Source organism: Achromobacter spanius (assembly GCF_039673305.1).
Lineage (GTDB): Bacteria > Pseudomonadota > Gammaproteobacteria > Burkholderiales > Burkholderiaceae_B > Achromobacter > Achromobacter spanius_F.
In genome coordinates this window covers 15,333-33,396 of the sequence record NZ_JBDJLJ010000058.1, presented here as the reverse complement: position 1 = coordinate 33,396, position 18,064 = coordinate 15,333, and the positions used below count along the sequence as shown (strand labels likewise).

General features: G+C 67.6%; 15 protein-coding genes. 5 read left to right on the top strand and 10 right to left on the bottom strand.

The window, feature by feature from the left end:
* The 3 genes from pcnB to hda form a co-directional block, all read right to left on the bottom strand.
* Positions 1-1,309 (bottom strand): polynucleotide adenylyltransferase PcnB (pcnB, locus tag ABE485_RS26620; protein ID WP_346518252.1); only part of this gene is annotated, 1,309 nt, incomplete at its 3' end.
* A complete protein-coding gene (locus ABE485_RS26615) occupies positions 1,310-2,008 on the bottom strand; it encodes an HAD family hydrolase (RefSeq protein WP_346518251.1) in 699 nt (232 codons plus the stop codon).
* A complete protein-coding gene (gene hda, locus ABE485_RS26610; protein WP_346518250.1) occupies positions 2,005-2,706 on the bottom strand; it encodes a DnaA regulatory inactivator Hda in 702 nt (233 codons plus the stop codon). Before hda ends, ABE485_RS26615 begins: the two co-directional genes overlap by 4 nt.
* A gap of 485 nt (positions 2,707-3,191) precedes the next feature.
* On the opposite strand from hda, the gene purM reads away from it, so the two are divergent.
* Entirely contained in the window at positions 3,192-4,241 is a 1,050-nt protein-coding gene (gene purM, locus ABE485_RS26605; protein WP_346518249.1) for a phosphoribosylformylglycinamidine cyclo-ligase, read from the top strand.
* A 76-nt stretch (positions 4,242-4,317) separates the two neighbouring features.
* Here purM and miaA read toward each other — a convergent pair whose 3' ends face one another.
* Both miaA and mutL read right to left on the bottom strand, forming a co-directional pair.
* Positions 4,318-5,277, bottom strand: a complete 960-nt coding sequence (miaA, locus tag ABE485_RS26600) for a tRNA (adenosine(37)-N6)-dimethylallyltransferase MiaA (protein ID WP_346518248.1) — start codon at positions 5,275-5,277, stop codon at positions 4,318-4,320.
* A 1-nt stretch (position 5,278) separates the two neighbouring features.
* Positions 5,279-7,219 carry a DNA mismatch repair endonuclease MutL gene (gene mutL / locus ABE485_RS26595; RefSeq protein WP_346518247.1) on the bottom strand — a complete coding sequence of 647 codons (1,941 nt, stop codon included), beginning with the start codon at positions 7,217-7,219 and terminating at the stop codon, positions 5,279-5,281.
* 100 nt (positions 7,220-7,319) lie between these two features.
* On the opposite strand from mutL, the gene ABE485_RS26590 reads away from it, so the two are divergent.
* Complete coding sequence (locus ABE485_RS26590; protein ID WP_346518246.1) at positions 7,320-7,958, top strand: VTT domain-containing protein; 639 nt, start codon at positions 7,320-7,322, stop codon at positions 7,956-7,958.
* A gap of 73 nt (positions 7,959-8,031) precedes the next feature.
* Here the strand turns inward: ABE485_RS26590 and ABE485_RS26585 are convergent, their stop codons facing one another.
* A complete protein-coding gene (locus tag ABE485_RS26585) occupies positions 8,032-9,414 on the bottom strand; it encodes an N-acetylmuramoyl-L-alanine amidase (RefSeq protein ID WP_346518245.1) in 1,383 nt (460 codons plus the stop codon).
* Positions 9,342-9,881: a tRNA (adenosine(37)-N6)-threonylcarbamoyltransferase complex ATPase subunit type 1 TsaE gene (gene tsaE, locus ABE485_RS26580; protein ID WP_346518244.1), complete on the bottom strand. Its 540-nt coding sequence runs from the start codon at positions 9,879-9,881 to the stop codon at positions 9,342-9,344. Before tsaE ends, ABE485_RS26585 begins: the two co-directional genes overlap by 73 nt.
* 162 nt (positions 9,882-10,043) lie before the next feature.
* On the opposite strand from tsaE, the gene fumC reads away from it, so the two are divergent.
* Entirely contained in the window at positions 10,044-11,441 is a 1,398-nt protein-coding gene (fumC, locus tag ABE485_RS26575; RefSeq protein WP_346518243.1) for a class II fumarate hydratase, read from the top strand.
* A gap of 114 nt (positions 11,442-11,555) precedes the next feature.
* Here fumC and ABE485_RS26570 read toward each other — a convergent pair whose 3' ends face one another.
* The gene (locus ABE485_RS26570; RefSeq protein ID WP_346518242.1) at positions 11,556-12,455 is read right to left on the bottom strand and encodes an AEC family transporter; all 900 of its coding nucleotides are present in this window, start codon (positions 12,453-12,455) and stop codon (positions 11,556-11,558) included.
* 244 nt (positions 12,456-12,699) lie between these two features.
* Here ABE485_RS26570 and ABE485_RS26565 point away from each other — a divergent pair, with 244 nt between their 5' ends.
* Positions 12,700-13,692, top strand: a complete 993-nt coding sequence (locus tag ABE485_RS26565) for a tripartite tricarboxylate transporter substrate binding protein BugE (protein ID WP_346518241.1) — start codon at positions 12,700-12,702, stop codon at positions 13,690-13,692.
* An 88-nt stretch (positions 13,693-13,780) separates the two neighbouring features.
* On the opposite strand, the gene ABE485_RS26560 is transcribed toward ABE485_RS26565, so the two are convergent.
* A complete protein-coding gene (locus ABE485_RS26560; RefSeq protein ID WP_346518240.1) occupies positions 13,781-14,686 on the bottom strand; it encodes a LysR family transcriptional regulator in 906 nt (301 codons plus the stop codon).
* 167 nt (positions 14,687-14,853) lie between these two features.
* Here ABE485_RS26560 and ggt point away from each other — a divergent pair, with 167 nt between their 5' ends.
* On the top strand, positions 14,854-16,617 hold the full coding sequence (ggt, locus tag ABE485_RS26555; RefSeq protein ID WP_346518239.1) for a gamma-glutamyltransferase: 1,764 nt from the start codon (positions 14,854-14,856) through the stop codon (positions 16,615-16,617).
* 8 nt (positions 16,618-16,625) lie between these two features.
* On the opposite strand, the gene ABE485_RS26550 is transcribed toward ggt, so the two are convergent.
* Positions 16,626-18,017 (bottom strand): APC family permease, encoded by a 1,392-nt coding sequence (locus ABE485_RS26550; RefSeq protein ID WP_346518238.1) that lies wholly within the window; start codon positions 18,015-18,017, stop codon positions 16,626-16,628.
* Positions 18,018-18,064: the final 47 nt, after the last annotated feature.

Genomic DNA, 18,064 nt, shown 5'->3' with positions numbered 1-18,064 from the left:
GCGCGGGGGCGGACGGCGCATCGGCGGCGTCGCGCGGCTGGCGCGCGATTTCCTCGATCATGTCGGCGCGGGTGACGTCGTCGGCGTTGGCCAGGTCCATCCACCACTGCGCCAGCACGCTGTCGAATTCGCCGGCGGCGGCGCGCAGCTGCAGGAAGTCGCAGGCGGCGCGGAAGCGCGGCTGTTCGATCATGCGGTAGATGGTCTTGCCCATGCGGCGTTCAAAGCGCGGCTGCATGAACCAGATTTCGCGCATGTCCGACGAGAAGCGGCGCTGGATGGCGAGCTTTTCGGTCTGTTCGTCCAGCACCGAGTCCGCGGCCGAGGACAGCGCCGGGATGGTGTGCTCGCCCTGGGCGCGCAGCTGCTTCCAGCGCACGTCCACCTGCTGCCACAGCAGCGCGGCGAACAGGAAGCTGGGGCTGATGGTCTTGCCGGCGCGCACGCGCGCGTCGGTGCGTTCCAGCGCGAGCTCCACGAAGTGCTCGCCGCCCGGCTGCTCCAGCACCACGTCCAGCAGCGGCAGCAGGCCGTTGTGCAGGCCGTCGGCGCGCAGCTGGCGCAGGCAGTCCATGGCGTGGCCGCATGTCAGCAGCTTGAGCATTTCGTCGAACAGGCGGGAGGCCGGGACGTTCTCGATCAGGTCGGCCATGGTGCTGATCGGCTGGCGCGTGGCCGGGTCGATCGTGCCGTTGAGCTTGGCGGCGAAGCGCACCGCGCGCAGCATGCGGACCGGGTCTTCGCGGTAGCGCTTGACGGGGTCGCCGATGATGCGGATCTGGCGCTTCTTCAGGTCGGCCACGCCGTCGTGGTAGTCGATGACTTCCTCGTTGTGCGGGTCGTAGTACAGCGCATTCATGGTGAAGTCGCGGCGCTTGGCGTCTTCTTCCTGCGACCCGAACACGTTGTCGCGCAGGATGCGGCCGTGTTCGTCGGTTTCCTGGTCTTCCGAGGCCGGGGCGCGGAACGTGGAGGTCTCGATGATCTCCTGACCGAACACGACGTGGACGAGCTGGAAGCGGCGGCCGATGATGCGGGCGCGGCGGAACAGCGGACGGATCTGCTCGGGCGTGGCGTTGGTGGCCACGTCGAAGTCCTTGGGTTCGAGCCCGACGATCAGGTCGCGCACCGCGCCGCCCACGATATAGGCTTCGTAGCCATGCTGGCGCAGGACTTCGCACACCTTGATGGCGTGGCGCGATACGTTGCGGCGGTCGATGCCGTGCTTGTCGCGCGTGATGCGCAACGGCCCCTTGGGCGCCGGCGCGAACAGTCGGCCGACGAATTTTTTTATGGTTTCAGTGATCATTTAGGACTTCGAATCTTCCATGTGGTCGAACAGGTCGATCACTTGCCAGCCGCGTTCCTGGGCGATGCCGCGCAGGGTGGGACTGGGGTTGGCGGCGATCGGGCGGGTCACCTTTTCGAGCAGGGGCACATCATTGACCGAATCGCTATAGAAAAACGATTCGGAGAAATCCGCAAGTCCCAATCCCATGCCGGACAGCCAGTCGTTGACGCGCACCACCTTGCCTTCCTTGAAGCTGGGCGTGCCCAGGATCCGGCCGGTGTAGCGGCCGCGCAGGTATTCGGCGTCGGTCGCGACCAGGTGGGGCACGCCGAAGGCGCGGGCGATGGGGGCGGTGACGAAGCTGTTGGTGGCCGTGACGATGGCGCAGAGGTCGCCGGCTTCCAGGTGCGATTCCACGAGGTCGCGCGCGGCGGGGGTGATGGACGGGCGGATGACTTCGCCCATGAAGGTTTCGTGCCAGGATGCCAGGTCGTAGGGCGAATGCGCGGCCAGCAGGCCGAGCATGAACTCGGCGGCCTGTTCGGCCGTCAGTTCGCCGCGGTTGTAGCGGTCCATCAGATCGTCGTTCAGGCGGCGGGCTTCGACGGGATCACCCGCTCGGCCCGTGCGCGCCAGATAGTCGGCCCATTGATAGTCGCTGTCCAGCGGCAACAGGGTGTGATCCAGGTCGAACAGGGCGAGACGTCGGGTGGTCATGTGCGTTGTGAATCAGGATCTGCGAGCATGGCGCGCAGCAGTGGCAGGGTGATGGGGCGGCCGGTGGCCAGGGAATAGCGGTCCAGGGCGTCCAGCAGGGCCGCGAGCTTGCGGATGTCGCGCTCGTGGTGCGTGAGCATCCAGTTGATGATTTCGGGCGCAAGGTGCAGGCCCCGCTCGGCCGCCTGGGCGGACAGCGCGGCCAGCTTGTCGGCATCGGACAGCGGGTCCAGGCGGAACACCAGGTCCCAGCCCAGGCGCGTGCGCAGGTCTTCGCGCAGCGGCATCGACAGCGGAGCGCGGTCGCCGGCCAGCGCCAGCGCGAAGGCGCGGCCCGTGGCGGCGGATTCCCGCCAGCGGTTGTACAGCGCGAAGAGCGCGGCCTGGCGGCTGTCGTCCATGCGATGCACGTCGTCAACGGCCACGAAGTGGGGCATGGGCGATTTGGAATCGGCCTCCGCCAGGCGGCGCAGCATGTTTTCGCCGTTGGCCGGGTCGATGAAGACGGCGTCGGGGCGCGCGGTCAGCGCGCGCAGCAGGTGGGTGCGGCCGCAGCCCGCGGCGCCCCAGATGTACAGGGCGCGGCCCGGTTTTAGCGTGCGCACGGCCGCCAGCGCTTCCCCGTTGGGGCCGGCGATATAGTTGTTCAGCGATGGCGCTGGCGCGGGAAGAACGTCGAGCAGCAGCTGGCGGTTCATGAGAGGTTATCAATCGGGCTCTTCCGGCGCCTTCCGGAAACCAGCGCCGCGAAGGTTCGCAACGGATTTCCGCGGGCGATCTGCCGGGCAACGCTGCCGGGGCGCCGGAAAAACCAAGAAAATCGGTAATACATGGGCAAAAAAGCCCTGGCAAGGCCGGCTGGTTTGCCTACAGGGCTACCCCAGGCATGCCTGGGCATCCATCCTGGCATTTGCCCTGGGCAGTTGCTCCGAGCAGTTGCCCTGAGGATTTGCCCCGAACATTTGCCCTTCAGCAGCCGTCCCGGGCTTTAACCGCCAGAAACTGGCAAAATCAATACCGGCCAACCCTACACTTTAAACCACCTGGGGGGCTGGTGTCGCGTCCGAGCGCTTGACCTGGCTTGGGTTTGCGCCCTTCCGCCCAGCTTGCGCCCGCGCCATCGTAAAATGCACGGCGTTCCACCCAAATCCCAGCAATTGTTACATACCCCACGGCATTTCTCATGACGAATCAACCTAAAGCCCCCCTGACCTACCGCGATGCCGGTGTCGACATCGACGCAGGCGACGCCCTGGTCGACCGTATCAAACCCCTTGCCGCGCGCACCATGCGCCCCGGGGTGCTGGCCGGTATCGGCGGCTTTGGCGGCCTGTTCGAAGTGCCCAAGTCCTTCAAGGAGCCCGTGCTGGTCTCGGGCACGGACGGCGTGGGCACCAAGCTGCGCCTGGCGTTCGACTGGAACCGCCACGACACCGTGGGCATCGACCTGGTCGCCATGAGCGTCAACGACATCCTGGTGCAGGGCGCCGAGCCGCTCTTCTTCCTGGATTACTTCGGCTGCGGCAAGCTGTCGGTGGACACGGCGGCTGCGGTGGTGGGCGGCATTGCCAAGGGCTGCGAACTGTCGGGCTGCGCGCTGATCGGCGGCGAAACCGCCGAAATGCCGGGCATGTACCCGGACGGCGAATACGACCTGGCCGGCTTTGCGGTGGGCGCGGTGGAAAAGTCGAAGATCATCGACGGCAAGTCCATCAAGGCCGGCGACGTCGTGCTGGGCCTGGCGTCCAGCGGCGCGCACTCCAACGGCTATTCGCTGCTGCGCAAGATCCTCGAGCGCGCCAACGCCAAGCCGGACGACGATTTCCACGGCCAGAAGATGGTCGACGTCGTCATGGCCCCGACCCGCATCTACGTCAAGCAGGTGCTGGCCGCGCTGGCCGCGCATGGCGCCGCGATCAAGGGCCTGGCCCACATTACGGGCGGCGGGCTGCTGGACAACGTGCCGCGCATCCTGCAGGAAGGCTTGTCGGCCAAGCTGCACCGCGACGCCTGGGAAATGCCCAAGCTGTTCCAATGGCTGCAGGAACAGGGCGGCGTCGAGGACACCGAAATGTATCGCGTCTTCAACTGCGGCATCGGCATGGTGCTGGTGGTGGATCCGGCTCAGGCCGACGCCATCGCCGCCACGCTGCGCGAGCAGGGCGAGACCGTCAGCAAGTTGGGCGAGATCGTTCCGCAGGAAGCGGGCATGGCGCAGACCTTCGTGGTGTGACGCCGCGCGGCTGTCCCGCCGCATGAAAAAACCGCCGGCAACGGCGGTTTTTTTACGCCTGGGGCCGGCGCCCCGGCTAATCCGCCAGCGCTTGCGCCACGGCGTCGATCGTCCGCGCCACGGCATCCGGCGCCAGGCAGTCCACGATGACGCGTTCGGGCTGCGCGCGCAGCCAGGTGATCTGGCGCTTGGCCAGCTGGCGCGTCGCGGCGATGCCCTGCTCGCGGGCGGTGTCCAGGTCGATCTCGCCGTCCAGGTGAGCCCACATCTGGCGATAGCCCACGCAGCGCACGGACGGCAGGCCCGGATGCAGGTCGGGCCGGGCGTGCAGGCGGCGCACCTCGTCGATGAGTCCATGGCGCAGCATGGCGTCAAAGCGCTGTTCGATGCGCGCGTGCAGTGCGGCGCGGTCCGAGGGTTCCAGGCTGATGGTCAGGTAGCGGTTGGCGTCGTCGTCGGGCTTGCGCTGCCCGCGCTGCAGCAGCGCGGACATGGGCTGGCCGGACAATTGGCAGATCTCCAGCGCGCGCTGGATGCGCTGGCTGTCGTTGGGCGCCAGGCGCGCGGCGGTGGCCGGGTCCAGTACCGCCAGTTCGGCATGCAGAGCGGGCCAGCCGAGCCGGGCTGCACGCGCTTCGAGTTCGGCGCGCAACGCGGGGTCGGCCTGCGGCAGGTCGTCCAGGCCGTCGCGCAGCGCCTTGTAGTACATCATGGTGCCGCCCGCCAGCAGCGGAATGCGTCCGCGCGCGCGGATCTCGTCGATCAGCCGCAGCGCATCCGTACGGAACTCCGCCGCCGAATACGACTGGGCGGGGTCCAGGATGTCCAGCAGGTGCTGGGGCACCCGGGCTTGTTCCTCGGGCGACGGCTTGGCGGTGCCGATGTCCATGCCTCGGTAGATCGTCGCCGAGTCGACGTTGACGATTTCCAGCGGCCATCGCTCGGCCAGCGCCAGCGTGGACGCGCTTTTGCCGGCCGCGGTGGGGCCGGCCAGGCAGAGGACCAGGTTCGAAGCGGGGGGAAGGGAGGAGGGCAAACTACTGTCCGCGCAGGAAAAGCTTGTCCAGGTCCGACATGGACCACTGCACCCAGGTGGGGCGGCCGTGGTTGCACTGGTCGGCCCGTTCCGTGGATTCCATCTGGCGCAGCAGGCCGTTCATCTCTTCGATCGTGAGCTTGCGGTTGGCGCGCACCGACCCGTGGCAGGCCATGGTGGACAGCAGTTCGTTGCGCTGCTCGGTCAGCAGGCGCGAGACGCCGACGGCGCCCAGGTCGCGCAGCACGGCGCGAGCCAGGGTTTCGATGTCGCCGCGGGCCAGGATGGCGGGCACCGAGCGCACGGCGATGGAGGTGGGGCCGGACGGCCGCATTTCGAAGCCCAGGTCGTTGAGCTGCGCTTCGAACTCCTCGACGATGGCCACGTCTTTTTCCTGGGCATGGAACACCACGGGCACCAGCAGGTCCTGGCGCGGCAGGCTGCGGGCGTCCAGCGCCTGCTTGAGCTGTTCGTAGACCACACGCTCATGGGCGGCGTGCATGTCCACCAGCACCATGCCGCGGCGGTTCTGCGCCAGGATGTAGACGCCGTGGAGTTGCGCCACCGCCATGCCCAGCGGGTGTTCTTCGTCCGCGGGCAGCGTGGCGGCGGGCGCGGGGGCGGGTTCGCGCAGGGGCGCGGTCTTGGCCGCGGTGTCGTCGTTCAGCGGACGGTAGAGCGATTGCCAGTCGGCGGCCGGGATGCCGGCAGGTTCCGCGTGCAGGCGGAACGGCACCTGGGTGTGGGGGCGTTGCGGCGCGGGCGAGGGGCGCAGCCCGTAGGGCGCGCCGTTGCCGCCACCGTAGCCGGGACGCGGCGCGTTCGCGGCGGGCTGCGGCGCCGCCTGATACGCGGGCGTGGCGAGAGCAGAGGGAGCCGCATCGGCGGCGGGACGCGCCACGGTTTCGAATTCGGCGTCGTTGTCCTGGCCGGCGGGCGCCACTGCCGACGACCCGCCGGTCTGCGCCAGCGTCTGGCTGACCGCATGCGAGACGAAGCGGTGCACCGCGCCGCTGTCGCGAAAGCGGACTTCATGCTTGGCCGGATGGACGTTCACGTCCACGGCGGCGGGGTCGATGTCCAGGAACAGCACGTAGGCGGGCTGGCGGTCGCCATGCAGCACATCCGCGTACGCGGCGCGCAGCGCATGGCTGACGGTGCGGTCCCGCACGTAGCGGCCGTTCACGTAGAGGTACTGGCGGTCCGCCCGCGCGCGCGCGGCGGTGGGCCGGGTGATCATGCCGGCCAGGCTGACCGTGCCCACCGAATGCGACAGCAGCAAGCCGTGTTCGGCGAACTCCGCGCCGAGCACGTCGCGGATGCGCTGCGGCGGTTCGGCCGGCAGCCATTGGCGCTGAGCGCGATCGTGGTGGAAAAGCCGGAATGCGATCTGCGGGTGCGCCAGCGCGATGCGTTCCATCGCGTCGACGCAGTGGCCGAATTCGGTGGCCTCGGACCGCAGGAACTTGCGGCGGGCCGGCACGGCGTCGAACAGCTGGCGCACATCCACGGTGGTGCCGGGCGGGCCCGACGCGGGGCCGACCTGCATGCTGCCGGCGTCGATCTGCCAGGCGTGGTCGCCGTCGCGCGTGCGGGAAATGATGGACACCTGCGCGACCGAGGCGATGGATGCCAGCGCTTCGCCGCGGAACCCCATGGATGCCACCGACTCCAGTTCGTTGAGCGAGCGGATCTTGCTGGTAGCGTGGCGCGCCAGCGCGAGCGGGAGTTCTTCGGGCGGGATGCCGCCGCCGTCGTCGGTGACGGCGATGCGCCGGATGCCGCCGCCTTCAAGGCGGACTTCGATGGCGCGCCCGCCGGCGTCGATGGCGTTTTCAAGGATTTCCTTGAGCACGGACGCTGGCCGCTCGATCACCTCGCCAGCGGCGATCTGGCTGATCAGCAGGTCGGGAAGCGCAAGGATGGAACGGCGTTCGGTCATTGGACTCAAGTCTGGTGTAGCTGTGTGGACGATTTTAGCGTCATGGCCCGGTGGGCTATAGTCGCTGACAAATTCCCCTTCCAATATCAGGGCTGCTTCAATGCTTGAGTTCTTCAATATGGTGCTTCACATCGACCAGACGCTTGGCCTGTGGGTCGAGCAATACGGCGTGTGGGTGTACCTGGTGCTTTTCCTCATCGTCTTCGCCGAAACCGGCCTGGTGGTGCTGCCCTTCCTGCCCGGCGATTCGCTGCTGTTCATTGCCGGCGCCTTCGGCGCGACGGGCCATATCGATCCGGTCATGATGTCCGTGCTGCTGATCGTCGCCGCGGTGACCGGCAACACGCTGAACTACGCGATCGGCCGGTACATCGGCCCGCGCGTCTTCTCGATGAACCTGCGGTTCCTGGACCGGGGCGCCCTGATGCGCACGCACGCGTTCTACGAAAAGCACGGCGGCAAGACGATCGTGATGTCGCGCTTCATTCCGGTGGTGCGCACCTTCGCGCCGTTCGTGGCGGGCGTGGCAGACATGTCGCTGGCGCGCTTCCAGCTGTTCAACATCCTGGGCGCGCTTCTGTGGGTGATCAGCCTGGTGGCGGCGGGTTATTTCTTCGGCAACATCCCGCTGGTCCGCGAACACCTCAACACCATCGTCCTGATCGGACTGGCCGCGGCCATCGTGCCCGTGGTGGGCGCCGGGCTGGTCAAGCTGTTCCGCTCGCGCCGCGCCCAGTAGGCCCGCGGCTCCCGCACGAATGAAAAGGGCTGTGCGCCATCTGGCGCACAGCCCTTTTTTGATGCCCTTGCGGTCAGCTGACGTCGCCCAGGCGCGCCAGCGGCGGGTTGGCCGTGAAATAGCGCTGGATGCCGGTCATCATGGCCTGCGCCAGCTTGTCCTGGTGCGAGTTGCTGCGCAGCAGCGCCTCTTCCTGGGGATTGCTGATGAAGGCGGTCTCGACCAGCACCGACGGGATGTCGGGCGCCTTGAGCACGGCGAAACCGGCCTGTTCGACGCTGTTCTTGTGCAGGCGGTTGATCTTCTTGATTTCGTCCAGGAAGGCGTTGCCGACCTTGAGCGAATCGTTGATCTGCGCGGTGGTGGACAGGTCCAGCAGCACCTTGGCCACCTGGCGGTCGTGGCTGCCCAGGTTGACGCCGCCGATCAGGTCGGCCGCGTTTTCCTTGTCGGCCATCCAGCGCGCCTGCGCGCTGGTGGCGCCGCGCTGCGACAGCGCGAACACCGATGAGCCATTGGCCGACGGCTTGACCCAGGCATCCGCGTGGATCGAGATGAACAGGTCCGCATGCACGCGGCGCGCCTTCTGCACCCGTACGTGCAGGGGCACGAAGTAGTCGTCGTCGCGCGTCAGGTAGGCGCGCATGTAGGGCTGGCTGTCGATCAGGGCCTTCAGGCGCCGCGCGATGCGCAGCACCACGTCTTTCTCGCGCAGGCCGCTGCTGCCGATGGCGCCGGGATCCTCGCCGCCATGGCCGGGGTCCAGCGCGATGGTGAGCATGCGCTGCTTGCCGCGGCTGGCCGTGGCGGGCGGCTTGGGCGGGATGGGCACCGCCGGCGCCGGCTGCTGGCCGCGCACGCGCGGCGGCTCGGGCGGATCCGCCCGGGTCACCGGATTGCGCTGGATGTCTTCCAGGATGCGCGCCAGCGGATCGTCGACGTCGGGTCCGCTTTGCTTGTTCAGGATCGCGATGAGGGGATCCTGGGCGATCTTGGGGTACAGGTCGAGCACCAGGCGGTACTGGTAATCGGCCACGGGCTTGAGCGTGAAGACCTGCGGCGCCACGGGCTGCTTCAGGTCGAACACCAGCCGCACCACATTGGGCCGGTTCTGCGCCACGCGCAGGCTCTGGATATAGGGGTCGTCGGGGCGGACCTTGGAGACCAGGTCGTTCAAGGCTGCGCTGAGGGTCAGTCCCTCGATGTCGACCACCAGGCGGTGGGGATTTTCCAGCGTGAACTGTTCGGCCTTGAGTTCGCTGTCGAGTTCGAGCGTGACCCGGGTGTATTCGTCGGCCGGCCAGGTCCGGACGGCCAGGATCGTTGCCGCCTGCGCCAGGCGCGGTACAACCGGCAAGACGAGCAGGGTGGCGGCGACGCTGATCAGGCGGCGCCGGGTGGCGCCTGCCGAGGGGAGGGCGCCGTCAGGGGCGGGGGGACAATCGCGTTCAACCATGTTTGTCCTCGAGCGGTGTACGCGGTCAGGGTGGCGTCACGTCCTTCGCCTGCATAGGCAAGGGAAATCAGCAGGTCGGGCGGGGGTAAATGCCCCTCTGCCCGCTCCGGCCATTCGATCAAAACGACCGCATCGTCACGCAGTAAATCCCGGAATCCTGCGTCCAACCATTCGCGCGAATCACTAAATCTATAAAAATCAAGGTGATAGAAGTATAAGTTAGAAACTTTATAGGATTCAAGCAGCGCGTAGCTTGGACTCTTGATTCGGCCTGTGATGCCGCATTCGCGCAACAATGCCCTGGTGAAGGCCGTTTTTCCTGCCCCCAGGTCCCCCTGAAGGTGGATACATGCGCCTTTCGGGCCGGTTTCGCCTCCAGAGACCAAGGGGGCGAGCTGCCGCGCCAGCGACTCCGTGGCGGCTTCGTCGGGCAGGTGCAAAGTCAGGCTGCAAAGAGGGGCGGACATGGCGCGAGGCGAGTGGTAAAAGACGATGATCAGAGCATGGATTGGAGCAATTATAGGAATGCGGGTTTCTGCTAACCTATAACTGATTGTTATTCTCAATAATGTCGCGGCTGACGGTTCCCCGCCGCCCGCGACCGACGCCGCCACGGAGTTGCAAGCGCCATGAAGACCCGCATCGAAAAAGACACGTTTGGCCCCATCGAAGTCCCCGAGGACCATCTCTGGGGCGCCCAGACGCAGCGCTCCCTGCATTTCTTCGCGATTTCCACCGAGAAGATGCCGGAACCGCTGGTCAACGCCATGGCGCGGCTCAAGCGCGCGGCGGCCAAGGTCAACGCCGACCTCGGCGAACTGGACGCCAAGGTGGCCGATGGCATCATGCAGGCGGCCGACGAAGTCATCGCCGGCAAGTGGCCGAATGAATTCCCGCTGTCGGTCTGGCAGACGGGCTCGGGCACGCAAAGCAACATGAACATGAACGAGGTGCTGGCCAACCGCGCCTCGGAGCTGCTGGGCGGCGTGCGCGGCGAAGAGCGCAAGGTGCACCCGAACGACCACGTCAACCGCGGCCAGTCGTCGAACGACACGTTCCCCACCGCCATGCACGTGGCGGCCGCCGTGCAGGTGGAGCACCACCTGCTGCCGTCCCTGAAGGCGCTGCGCGCCACGCTGGCGGCCAAGAGCGCCAAGTTCTACGACATCGTCAAGATCGGGCGCACCCACCTGCAGGACGCCACGCCGCTGACCCTGGGCCAGGAGTTGTCGGGCTACGTGGCCCAGCTGGACCTGGCCGAGCAGCAGATCCGCGCCACCCTGCCGGGCCTGCACCAGCTGGCCATCGGCGGCACCGCCGTGGGCACCGGCCTGAACGCGCACCCGCAATTCAGCGCCAAGGTGTCGGCCGAACTGGCCCACGCCACCGGCACGGCCTTCGTCTCCGCGCCCAACAAGTTCCAGGCGCTGGCGTCGCACGAAGCGCTGCTGTTCGCGCACGGCGCGCTGAAGTCGCTGGCCGCCGGCCTGATGAAGATCGCCAACGACGTGCGCTGGCTGTCCAGCGGTCCGCGTTCGGGCCTGGGCGAGATCAGCATCCCCGAGAACGAGCCGGGCAGCTCGATCATGCCGGGCAAGGTCAACCCCACGCAGTGCGAGGCCATCACGATGCTGGCCGCGCAGGTCCTGGGCAATGACGTGGCCATCAATATCGGCGGCGCCAGCGGCAATTTCGAGCTGAACGTGTACAAGCCGCTGGTGATCCACAATTTCCTGCAGTCCGTGCGCCTGCTGACGGACGGCATGGCCAGCTTCGACAAGCACTGCGCCGCCGGCATCGAGCCCAATTGCGACCGCATCGCCGAACTGGTCGACCGTTCGCTGATGCTGGTGACGGCGCTGAACCCGCACATCGGCTACGACAAGGCCGCGCAGATCGCCAAGAAGGCGCACAAGGAAGGCCTGTCGCTGAAGGAATCGGCGCTGGCGCTGGGCTATGTGACCGAAGCGCAGTTCGCCGAATGGGTCGTGCCGGGTTCGATGACCAACGCGCACAAGCCGTCGTAATCCGCCTCGCGGGTCGCGTGCGATCCGGCATGGCCGCCCTCGGGGGCGGCCATTTTCTTTGATGTCCGGACGATCAATGGCCGAGGCCGGGCAACGCCATTGCCCGGGCGCGCGTCAGGCGCCGCCCGCAGCCAGCAGCCAGAGAGGGATCGTGACTGCGGAAAACAGCGTGCCCAGCGAAATCAGCACCGCCACCATCCGGCCGTCGCCGCCCATGCGCATCGCCAGCACATAGGCGGCGGAGGCGGTGGGCAGCGCCGCGAAGAGCAACAGCATCCGCGATTCCAGCGGCGGCAGGCCGAGCAGGTGCGCCACCAGCAGGGCCACGGCGGGAAGCGCCACCAGCTTGACCGCCAGCATCCAGGCGATCAGCGATCCGTAGCCCTTGCCGCCTTCCCAGGCCAGGCTGGCGCCCACGCAGATGATGCCCAGCGCGATGGCGGCCGCGCCCAGCCGGGCGAGCGCGGTGTCCAGGGGGCCGGGCAGTTGCAGGCCGGCGAGATTGCAGGCCAGGCCCAGCAGGGTGGACACCACCAGCGGATTGCGCGCCAGTTCGCGCAGCAGGTTGCCGCCGCTGTGGCGCGCCAGTCCATAGACGGCCGCCACGTTGGCCATGGGCACCGCGAAGCCGATGATCAGCGCCATGACCGTCTGGCCCTGGCTGCCTGCCAGGCTGGCCGACAAGGCCAGGCCGATATAGGTGTTGAAGCGGAAGCCGCATTGCGCGGACGACGCGAGTCCCAGGGACGAGGGCCGCAGCGTCAGGCCCGCCAGCCACGCCAGGGCCACGCCGGCGGCCATGACCGACGCGGTGGCCTGCAGCAGCATGACGGCGTTGCCCGCCGTGATGGGCGTGCGCAGAATCGACTGGAACAGCAGGGCGGGGAACAGCACGAAGTACACGAGCCGTTCGGCGCCGGCGAAGAATTCGCGGGAAAAACCCAGTTTGTGACGCAGCGCCCAACCTAGCGCAACCAGCATGAAATCAGGGAAAACCAGGAGGGCAACCGACATCGGACGAAGTGACTTTTGGCGAGCGTCAGCCGGGGATCGGCGCGCTATGCGGGTGTAAGCATTTGCTGCTATTCTCCGTCATTCTGGCGGGCGCGTGTGCCACAAGCAACCTATAAATGCAGTGTCCATCACGCTGCGCACACGCAACGCGTCCCCACCGTTAACTGCTGGTCCGCCTACAGGCGGGCACAACACACAACGGTCCGTCTACACACGGGCTCGCAATCTTGGAGGAAACACATCTATGAATAAAGTCCGCTCCCTCGCAGTGGCCATCGCCGTCGCCACCGGCGCCGCCGGCACGTTCGGCGTTTCGGTCGCGCACGCCGCAGACAAGTACCCCAGCAAGGCCATCCGCGTGATCGTTCCGTTCGCGCCGGGCGGTTCCACCGACATCATCGCGCGCCTCGTGACGCAGCGCATGAGCCAGGAACTCGGCCAGCCGATGGTTGTGGAAAACAAGGGCGGCGCGGGCGGCGCCATCGGCGCGGCCGAAGCCGCGCGCGCTCCGGCCGACGGCTACACGCTGTCCATCGCCACCGTGTCCACGATGGCCGTGAATCCGGCATGCCGTCCGAAGGACCTGCCGTACGATCCGATCAAGGACTTCCAGCCGGTCACCAATTTTGCCAACACCGCCAACGTCGTGGCCGTGAATCCGAAGTTCCCCGCCAAGGACTTCAAGGGCTTCATCGAAGAACTGAAGAAGAACCCGGGCAAGTACTCCTACGGCAGTTCGGGTACGTGCGGCGTGCTGCACCTGATGGGCGAATCGTTCAAGATGGCCACGGGCACCGACATCGTGCACGTGCCCTACAAGGGTTCGGGCCCCGCCCTGGCGGACGCCGTCGGCGGCCAGATCGAAATCCTGTTCGACAACCTGCCGTCGTCGATGCCGCAGATCCAGGCGGGCAAGCTGAACGCCATGGCCATCGCCTGGCCCGAGCAGATCGCCGCGGTCAAGGGCGTCCCGACCTTCAAGGACGCTGGCTACCCCGTGCTGAACCAGCCGGTCTGGTACGGCCTGCTGGCGCCCAAGGGCACCCCGATGGACGTCGTGAACAAGCTGCGCGACGCCGCTGTCGTGGCCCTGAAGGACCCGAAGGTCATCAAGGCGCTGGACGAACAGGGCTCGGCGCCGTCGGGCAACACGCCTGAAGAGTTCGCCAAGGAAATCCAGGAGCAGTTCGACTGGGCCCAGGACGTCGTGAAGAAGCAGAACATCAAGCTGGACTGATGCTGCGCGGGGCGGGCCTGGTCCGCCCTGGCCGACAAGCAACGGGCGCCTTCGGGCGCCCGTTGCGCTTTGTGGCGCGGGGCACGGATCAGTCGGTGGCGTCCAGCCCGGCCAGGCGCGCGGCGCAAGCCGATCGCAGGCGATCGATCAGGTCGCGGTGCAGCGCGGACAGGGGATCCTGGTTGCGGGTCATGATGCTGATCGGCACGCGCAGGGCCGGTTCCAGGCGGCGCAGGCTCATGCCCGGGCGCAGCATCGCCTGCGCGGTGATCGCGTCCACGATGGCGTCGCCGCAGCCCGCTTCCACCAGCGCGCACGCCACGTAGTGCGTCTGCACCTGGATGGCGACCTGCGGGGCCAGGCCCTGCGCATCCAGCGCCAGTTGCAGCAGCGCCCCGGAGGCGTCGCCGGCGTCCAGCACGATCAGCGTGTCGCCACCGCGGTCCGAGAGTTCGGACAGGCGCATCGGGCCGCTGGCGGGGCCGCGGCTCAGGTACACCAGTTCGGTATGACCCAGGCCCATGCGAGTCAGGCCGGGATAGTCGTTCGTGTCGAACGTCACCGCCAGGTCCAGCTCGCGGGTCAGCAGGCCCTGCACCAGCTCGGCGCTGTGGTGGGTGTGGATGTCGAAGGTGATGCCGGGCTGCGCATCGCGGCTGTCGCGCACCACGCCCGGCAGCAGGCCCAGTCCCAGCGCCGGCGCGCAACCCAGCCGCAGGTGGCCGTTGGGCCGGTCGCGCAGGTTCGCGGCCAACCTGCGCACACTGCTCAGGTCCTGGCTCAGCCGCGCGATCTCGGGGGTGAGGATTTCGGCTTCGCGCGTGGCGACCAGCCGGCCCTTCACGCGATCGAACAGCTTGAAGCCAAGCTGGCTTTCGGCATGGGCCAGCAGCTTGCTGGCGGCGGGCTGCGAGATGTGCAGCGCGGCGGCGGCTTCCGTCAGGGACCCGGTGCGGCGGATCGCTTCGAAGATCTCGATGTGTCGCAGGCGCATGGCGCGATGTCGGGGAAAGGGGACCGGAAACCGCGATTCTATGCCGGATAGGGGCGAGGAAGCAGCGGCCGCGTCGACGCCGCAAGGCGTGCGCCGGCGCGACAGCCGCGCAGGCGTTGACTATGATGGACGCCTGCCGGAAGCCCGGCCACACTCCGGAGCCGCTCATGCGCACACGCCGTCACGCCGCCCTGCTGTTCGCCGCCGCGCTGGCCGGCGTGCTTCATCTTGCTCCCGGCTGGGCGCGCACGCCGCAGGCCGCCGAGGACCTGAACCCGGAAGCCGCCAGCGGCGTGCGGGCGCGTCAACTGGTGCGCGCGCCGCATTTCATGATGGTGTCTGCCAATCCGCTGGCGACGCAGGCGGGCGACGAGATGCTGCGCCGCGGCGGCAGCGTGGTGGATGCCGCCATCGCCACGCAACTCGTGCTGAACCTGGTCGAGCCGCAATCGTCCGGCATCGGCGGCGGCGCGTTCATGGTGGTGTATTCGGCCAAGGACGCCCGCATTCGGACCTACGACAGCCGCGAGACGGCGCCCGCCGCCGCCAGGCCCGACCGCTTCCTGGACGCCGAGGGCAAGCCGCTGCCTTTTGCGCAGGCGGTCAACAATGGCATGTCCGTGGGCGTGCCGGGCCTGTTGCGCGGCCTGGAGCTGGCGCACCGCGAGCAGGGCGTGCTGCCCTGGGCCGACCTGTTCCAGCCAGCCATCCGGCTGGCGGAGCAGGGCTTTGCCGTGTCGCCCCGCCTGCATGCGCTGCTGGCGGGCAACAAGGCCCTGCCGGCGCAGGCGGCGGCCGCGGCCTATTTCTATGCCCCCGACGGCGCGCCCTGGCCCGTGGGCCACGTGCTGAAGAATCCCGAATTCGCGCGCACGCTGCGCGCGGTCGCGGCGCAGGGCGCCGACGCGTTCTACCAGGGCGACATCGCCCGCGACATCGTGGCCGCGGTGCGGGGCCACGCGAAACCCGGCGACCTGAGCCTCGCGGACCTGGCCGGTTATCGCGCCCTGACGCGCGACCCGGTCTGCGGCGCCTATCGGGGCTACCGCCTCTGCGGCATGGGGCCGCCCAGCAGCGGTCCCATCGCCGTCCTGCAGATGCTGGGCGCGCTGGAGCAGTTTCCGGTCGGCACCTATGCGCCGGGCAGCGCGCAGGCGGTGCATTATTTTTCGGAGGCGGGCCGGCTGGCCTTCGCCGATCGCGATTTCTACGTGGCCGACCCGGACTTCGTGCGGGTGCCGGTGCGCGCCATGCTGGACCCCGCCTATCTGCGCGCGCGCGGGGCCCTTATCCAGCCGGACCGCAGCATGAAGGTTGCGCTGCCCGGCGATCCGGAGGGCAAGCTGCTGTCGCTGGGCCGGGACAATGCGCTGGAGCTGCCGTCCACGAGCCACCTGGTGGCGGTGGACGCTCAGGGCAATGCGTTGACGATGACCACCACGATCGAAAGCGAATTCGGCAGCAAGATCTTTGTGCGCGGCTTTCTGCTGAACAACGAAATGACGGATTTCTCGTCCTCGTTCAAGGATCCTGAAGGGCGGCTGGTGGCCAACCGGATCGAACCGGGCAAGCGCCCGCGCAGCGCGATGGCGCCCATGATCGTGCTGCGCGACGGCAAGCCCTACCTGCTGGTGGGATCGCCGGGCGGCAGCGCCATCATCAACTACGTGGCCAAGACCATCGTGGGCGTGCTGGACTGGGGGCTGGACATCCAGGCGGCCATCGACCTGCCCAACATGGGCAGCCGCAACAAGGACACCGAACTGGAGAAAGGCACCCCGCTGGAAGCGCTGGCGCCGGAACTCGAGCGCATGGGACATCCGGTTCGAATCCTTGAGTTTCCCAGCGGCATCCACGGCATCGTCATCGACGGCGGCGGACTGCAGGGCGGCGCCGACCCGCGCCGCGAAGGGCAGGCGCTGGGCGGCTGACGCCGCGTTCACTCCAGCGAAGAGGGGTCCAGCTCCATCCTGCTTTCGCGGCGGCGCGCCAGGTAGGTCACGCCCCACATCACGACGCCCAGCAGCAGCAGCCAGCCCGCAACCTTGTACTGGATCACGTCGCGGCCCGTCAGCGGCGTGACGAGGAACAGGCAGGCGGCCGCACCCAGCCACGGCACGACGCGGCTGATGGTGAAGTGTTCGTGCTTGACCTTTTCACGCCGCAGGACCAGCACGGCCACGTTCACGAAGGCGAATACGCCCAACAGCAGCAGGGCGGTGGTGCCGCCCAGCGCGCGGATGGCCTGGGAGTCGGCCAGCGCCACCAGGATGATCAGGCCGAACGCCAGCGCCGTGGTGAACAGGATGGCCGTCCAGGGCGTCTGGTTTTTGCGGTGCACGTGCGCCAGGAAGGCCGGCAGCACGCCCTGACGTGACATGCCGTACAGCAGCCGGCTCGCCATCATCATGTTGATGAGCGCCGAGTTCGCCACCGCGAACATCGAGATGATCGGCAGGATGTACTCCACCGGCAGCCCGGGCGCCGCGCGCTTGACCACCAGCACCAGCGGCGTGCTGCTCTTGGCCAGTTCGCCCACGGGCACCAGCGCCACCGCGCAGATCGACACCAGCATGTAGATCACGGCCGTGATGCCCAGGCCGGTCAGCATGACCTTGGGAAAGATGCGGCTGGGATCGTGCGTTTCCTCGGCCATGTTGACCGAGTCCTCGAATCCGACCATGGCGAAGAACGCCAGCGCCGTGGCGGAGGTCACCGCCAGGAACACGCTCTTGTCCTCGGGCGTGTCGAAGGCGATGACGCGCGAGAAATCCGCCTGCCCGCCGGATATGGCGTAAAAGCCCAGCACGATCACCATCAGCAGGCCCGACAGCTCGATCAGCGTGAGCACCACGTTGGCCTTGACGCTTTCCGCGGCGCCGCGCAGGTTCACCAGCATGACCAGCAGCATGAAGCCCAGCGCGCCGATCGTGATCCAGCTCTTGTCGGCCTTGACGCCCATGGCCACGAACAGGTTGGCGGCGAAGGCCTGCGAGGCGGTCGCGGCCGAGGTCAGGCCCGAACACATGACGGTGAAGCAGACGATGAAGGTCAGGAAGTGCACGCCGAACGCCTTGTGCACATAGAGCGCGGCGCCTGCGGCCTTCGGGTACTTGGTGACCAGTTCAAGATAGGAAAGCGCGGTCAGCAGCGCCACCGCGAAGGCCACCAGGAAAGGCAGCCAGGCCGCGCCGCCGACCTCGGCGGCCACCTGTCCGGTCAGCGCATACACGCCCGTGCCCAGGATGTCGCCCACAATGAACAGCAACAGCAGCTTGGGGCCCATCACCCGCTTGAGCTGCGTGTGGTCCTGCGTGTCTTTCGTGGCCATCGTCTTTTTCCTCTCTTGCGATTCGGGGAAGTTGCGCCAGGGCAACG